At 56.9% G+C, this 4,923-nt stretch carries 6 protein-coding genes; all 6 read left to right on the top strand.

What is annotated here, in order from left to right:
- The coding region (locus tag WCE46_RS05115) for a D-aminoacyl-tRNA deacylase (RefSeq protein ID WP_424732623.1) at positions 1–1,310 on the top strand (1,310 nt) is incomplete at its 5' end.
- A complete protein-coding gene (gene ftsZ / locus WCE46_RS05120; RefSeq protein ID WP_424732624.1) occupies positions 1,307–2,398 on the top strand; it encodes a cell division protein FtsZ in 1,092 nt (363 codons plus the stop codon). The genes WCE46_RS05115 and ftsZ, both read left to right, overlap by 4 nt.
- A 6-nt stretch (positions 2,399–2,404) precedes the next feature.
- Positions 2,405–2,611 (top strand): protein translocase SEC61 complex subunit gamma, encoded by a 207-nt coding sequence (locus WCE46_RS05125; protein ID WP_424732625.1) that lies wholly within the window; start codon positions 2,405–2,407, stop codon positions 2,609–2,611.
- A 12-nt stretch (positions 2,612–2,623) separates the two neighbouring features.
- Positions 2,624–3,148: a transcription elongation factor Spt5 gene (locus WCE46_RS05130; RefSeq protein ID WP_424732626.1), complete on the top strand. Its 525-nt coding sequence runs from the start codon at positions 2,624–2,626 to the stop codon at positions 3,146–3,148.
- Between the two features lie 394 nt (positions 3,149–3,542).
- Complete coding sequence (locus tag WCE46_RS05135; RefSeq protein WP_424732627.1) at positions 3,543–4,067, top strand: hypothetical protein; 525 nt, start codon at positions 3,543–3,545, stop codon at positions 4,065–4,067.
- A 167-nt stretch (positions 4,068–4,234) separates the two neighbouring features.
- Positions 4,235–4,903 (top strand): flavodoxin family protein, encoded by a 669-nt coding sequence (locus tag WCE46_RS05140; protein ID WP_424732628.1) that lies wholly within the window; start codon positions 4,235–4,237, stop codon positions 4,901–4,903.
- The last annotated feature ends 20 nt before the right edge of the window (positions 4,904–4,923 follow it).

A 4,923-nucleotide genomic window follows, 5' to 3' on the forward strand; every position in this document is an offset into this window, starting at 1 on the left:
TAGCGCTGATCAATTCCCGCCGGGACCTCGCGGGATGCAATATCAGGCACCATATTGAACAGTGCCTCGCCCGGTCCCCGGACCCGGGCCGGGCGGGAGACCGGATCTACGAATTTTTCGAGGTGGATGGCCGGCTCATCTACGCGGAAGGCGTCGATGCCGGCATCGATTGCGATCTCGTGATCTTTCTCTCGCGCCACTCCAGTATCAACCCGGTACCCATTCTTACCGTCCACGTAACCGGGAATTACGGCGTGGCAGAGCTGGGTGGCGACCCCCGCACGCTCGCACCCGCTGCGCCTGAGATGATGCAGGCAACCCTGCGGGCGCTTGCCCGGCACTGTCCCGAGGGGTATCAGGTCTCCTATGAGGTGACCCACCACGGCCCGACAGGACTTGCGCATCCCTCGTTCTTTGTCGAGATCGGCAGTACCGGGAAGGAGTGGGGAGACCCGGTCGCCGGCCTGGCCGCTGCAAAAGCCGTGCTCGGTGCAGAACCGGTCAATCCCATCCCGCTTGTTGGCATTGGCGGGACCCATTACGCTCCCCGCGAGACCGCAATTGCCCTTGCCACCCGGGGAGCGTTCGGGCATATCGCCAGTTCCCGCCGGCAGGTCGCCGCACTGGACAAAGAGATGGTGCAGGCAATGATTGAAAAGAGCGGGGCAGTTGCTGCTTACATCGACCGGAAAGCGGTGTCCCGTCCCGACCTTGAACGGCTGACTGCGATCCTCGACTCCCTTGCGGTCCCCCGGTTGTCCGAAAGCGAGATTGCAGCACTCGGGCATGTATCGTGGGAAACCTACGGTGCCGTACGGGCACAGGCTGCTACGGTCTCGCCCCACGCCCGGTGCTTTATCCATGCCCTTTCCGGCACCGGCCCGCTTGCGGTCATCTCCCTTGACCCGGTGCTGCTTGCAGAAACAAAAAAAGCCGATGAACCCGCGCTGATCCACGGCATTTCGCCGCTTTCCGTGGTGCACCTGACCAATGAGGACAACGTTCTGCTCCCGCAGTTTGTGGTTTTTCGTAAAGATTCTTCGGAAATAATAAATGCTTTAAATACGTTGTGCGTAAAAATCATACGTAGTAAGGAAATCACCGCGACGGAACGTGATTGCCTGATCATCAGCAAGGTCCGGTTCGACCCCCAAAAAGCGCGCGAGCTTGGAGTCCCGGCCGGGCCTGCATACCGTCAGCTTGCTCTTGGGCAGACCGTGGAGCATGATGGACGGGTAATCCTGCCGGAAATGGTATCAGTCCGTACTGAAACAAAGATCCACATCCCGGGACTGGAGAAGAATTCATGAGGTCGATTGTTGAAGAGGCACTCACAAAAGCAAGGGACGAGACTGCATCCCCATCGCAGAATAACGAGGATCTTGATCAGATCTTAAGCGAACTCAAGACCGAGATCACCGTGATTGGCTGCGGTGGCAGCGGCTCCAACACCATCACCCGCATGATGGAAGAGGGTATCCACGGCGCAAAACTTATCGCCCTCAATACGGATGCCCAGCACCTGATCCGGACGCATGCCGACCAGCGCATGCTGATCGGCCGACAGCGGACCCGTGGCCTCGGCGCCGGGTCTATCCCGCAGATCGGGGAGGAAGCCGCGCTTGAGAACGAGCAGGATATACGGGCTGCCGTATCCGGCAGCGATATGATCTTTATCACGGCCGGCCTTGGCGGCGGCACCGGGACCGGTTCCGCTCCTGTCGTGGCAAAAGCTGCCCGGGAAGAAGGTGCACTCACGATCGCGGTCGTTACCCTGCCATTTGCCTCTGAGGGTGCGATACGGATGGAAAATGCGGAAGCCGGCCTCGAACGTCTCCGGGATGTGGCGGATACGGTCATTGTCGTCCCGAACGACCGTCTGCTTGAAGTCGTCCCCAAGCTTCCCCTGTCAGCAGCGTTCAAGGTTTCTGACGAAGTCCTCATGCGGGCGGTCAAGGGCATCACGGAACTCATAACGATGCCTGGCCTCGTGAACCTGGACTTTGCCGATGTGCGCACGGTCATGGAGCGCGGCGGCGTCGCCATGATCGGGATGGGAGAGAGTGACAGTGAGGACAAGGCAATCGACTCGGTGAAAAAGGCGATCCGTTCCCCGCTTCTGGATGTTGACATATCGGGTGCAACTGCCGCACTCGTGAACGTGGTCGGCGGCCCTGACATGACGATGGCGGATGCGGAGGGTGTGGTGCAGGAAGTCTATTCCCGTGTCGACCCGAACGCCCGGATCATCTGGGGTGCACAGGTTGACCCGACGATGCAGAACAAGATGCGGACGCTTCTAGTGGTCACGGGCGTACGGTCGTCACAAATATATGGTCGCAATGAGAAGCTTACCCCCAAAGTACAGAAACAGTATGAGATCGATTTTCTCAAGTGAGCAGTTATGGAAATTTCAAAACCTGATATCAAAGTGAATGTGCACGAGGAGTTATTCCGCAAATACTTCCGTGTCCTGAAACTCGCGCGCACTCCCACCCGTGAGGAGTTCACAAAGATTGCGACCGTCGCGGCAGCCGGTGTCCTCCTCATCGGGCTGATCGGATTTATCATCTACCTGATCTTCGACCACAAGACGCTGCTGGGATTCTAGATCCTGATTGCCATGACTCCGGAACCTATTCCCGCATCGCCAGCGCCATCAGTACCTGCCGCTCCAGAGGTCTTCAATAACCGGATCTTCGCGATAAAGACGACCTCCAAGCAGGAGCGTACGGTTGCTGACAATATTTTAAAGGCTATTGAGATGAAGGCGACCGATATCAAGGTCACCGCGATTATTGTCCCAAACGAACTTCAGGGCTACGTCCTTGTCGAGACCCCCGAGCAGCGGAACAGGATCGAGCAGCTCGTGGAAATGACTGCCCATGCCCGTGCAGTCGCAAAGGGTCAGACCACGCTTGCAGAAGTGGGGCATTTCCTGATCCCGAAACCCGTCGTGGCCGGTATCGATGAGGGCACGATTGTCGAACTGATCGCCGGGCCGTTCAAGGGTGAGAAGGCTGTGGTCAAGCGTGTTGACTCGGCAAAAGAAGAGATCACCGTTGAGCTGTACGAGAGTGTCGTACCGATCCCGATTACTGTTCGTGGGGATAACGTGAGGGTCGTTGAGAAGATCAGCGACCGCTGAATCTTTTTTCGTGTTTTAACCGTTCCCGGTACCGGGAACCCGGGCGCCTTGATCTCCCGTGTTCGGTTTTGATCCTGAAGATGTGTTATTCTGCCACCCCACCCGCCTGCAGCCTGAACAGGTGTCCCCGACCGTTTGCTTCTGCACGGAAAACTGCGCGGGTTCAACAATTCAGCTGATGGATGGTGATGTACTGATAACCTGCATCTTGAACCTGTTCGTCATGCCGTAGGGGTTCAGTATGCCGGAAAGGTGCACCTGGCAGGTAATCTCTTCATTGCATGCAAAGAGGGAACGACCATATATTTTATATTACAAAAAGTAAAATATACTTTACAAGGTGAGCGTTCACAGTGGCTCTCATCAATAAACCATCGTAAGGGAGTATATCCGAATGAAACTATCAAAGAATAGTATTATTCTCGTACTTGCCGCGGCAATACTTGTTGCCGGGGTCGTTATTGCAGGATGCACACAGGCGGGCGACAGTGGCTCGGGCTCCTCGGGAACCAGCCAGCAGGTGTCGCCCACCGATACCGGGACCGGCTCAACGTCTGATAACGGTGGATCGCAAACGGGAAGTGCCTCCGGGTCCGGCATGGGAGCCAACCCCTCCTCTGGTAATGGCGGATCATACGGTGGCAGTTACTCCGGCAACACCAGCAGGCAGTACCAGGGACAGAGTTTCCTGACCAACGATACCCTGCTCAACGCGGCAGCCGCCCAACTGGGTGTCTCCGAACAGGACCTTAAAACTGCCCTGACCCCTGCAAACGGGGCGCGGCTGAACATAACCGACGCGGCACAACAGCTAGGCGTGACCCCGCAGCAGCTCAGGTCAGCGCTCGGATTTGGTGCCTACGGCGGTTATCATGGTAACCGTACCGCTGCAATGGCAACAACGGGATCCGGTCAGTAACCGGATGCCGTGATATCAGGCAAATATCTTTTTTCATGCGACGGCTGGCAGGACCTGTCAGTCCGGCGGACCGGGTGCTCATGTGAAGAACACCGCGTACCCTGATTTCAAATCAATACCTTTATCATAGTTATTCTCCGATTCCCCTCCAACAGGAGCGATCAGAGATGAAAGTCATCGGAGTGAACGCAAGTCCCCGGGGAAAGGACAGTAATACCCTCAGGCTGGTAAACGCCGTCCTTGCCGGTGCAAAGGACAATGGCGCAGAAACGGAATACGTGGATCTCTACACGCTGCACATCGGGTACTGCACTGCCTGCGGCACCTGCTATGCAAAAGGGGAGTGTACCCTGCTCGACGATTTCTCGGATCTTTTTGACCGGCTGATGAATGCCGATGGGATCGTGCTTGGCGCACCCAACTATATCGATTCTGTGCCCGCCCCGATGAAAGCATTCTTTGACCGTATGGCGGACGCCATCCACTGCCAGATGCTGACGGGAAAGTTCGGGTGTTCTGTCTGCACTGCAGGGGGAGCCGGCGAGACCGAGGTTGTCGGGTACATGAACAAGGTACTCGCAACGCTTGGCGCTAATGTCGTCGGAGGCATCGGTGTTGCAATCGGGCGGGACCCGGCAGCACTGGGAAAAGCCGAAGTGGATGCCCGGGGACTGGGAAAGACACTGGTCCGGTCCATCCAGGGTGAAATCACCTACCCGGAACAGGACGAGATCCACCGGCAGAAAAGGGAGTACTTCTGCCAGCTCGTGAAGTACAACAAGGATAAATTCGCCCATGAGTACGAATGGTACGAGCAGATGGGCTGGATGAAATAAGCCGGGTGAACGGGCATGAA

This window comes from Methanoregula sp., from assembly GCF_049690535.1.
GTDB lineage: Archaea > Halobacteriota > Methanomicrobia > Methanomicrobiales > Methanospirillaceae > Methanoregula.

Bases quoted from the DNA above. Each gene is read 5' to 3' on its own strand.
- ftsZ (WP_424732624.1), top strand. From the start codon at position 1,307: ATGAGGTCGATTGTTGAAGAGGCACTCACAAAAGCAAGGGACGAGACT.
- WCE46_RS05125 (WP_424732625.1), top strand. From the start codon at position 2,405: ATGGAAATTTCAAAACCTGATATCAAAGTGAATGTGCACGAGGAGTTA.
- WCE46_RS05130 (WP_424732626.1), top strand. From the start codon at position 2,624: ATGACTCCGGAACCTATTCCCGCATCGCCAGCGCCATCAGTACCTGCC.
- WCE46_RS05135 (WP_424732627.1), top strand. From the start codon at position 3,543: ATGAAACTATCAAAGAATAGTATTATTCTCGTACTTGCCGCGGCAATA.
- WCE46_RS05140 (WP_424732628.1), top strand. From the start codon at position 4,235: ATGAAAGTCATCGGAGTGAACGCAAGTCCCCGGGGAAAGGACAGTAAT.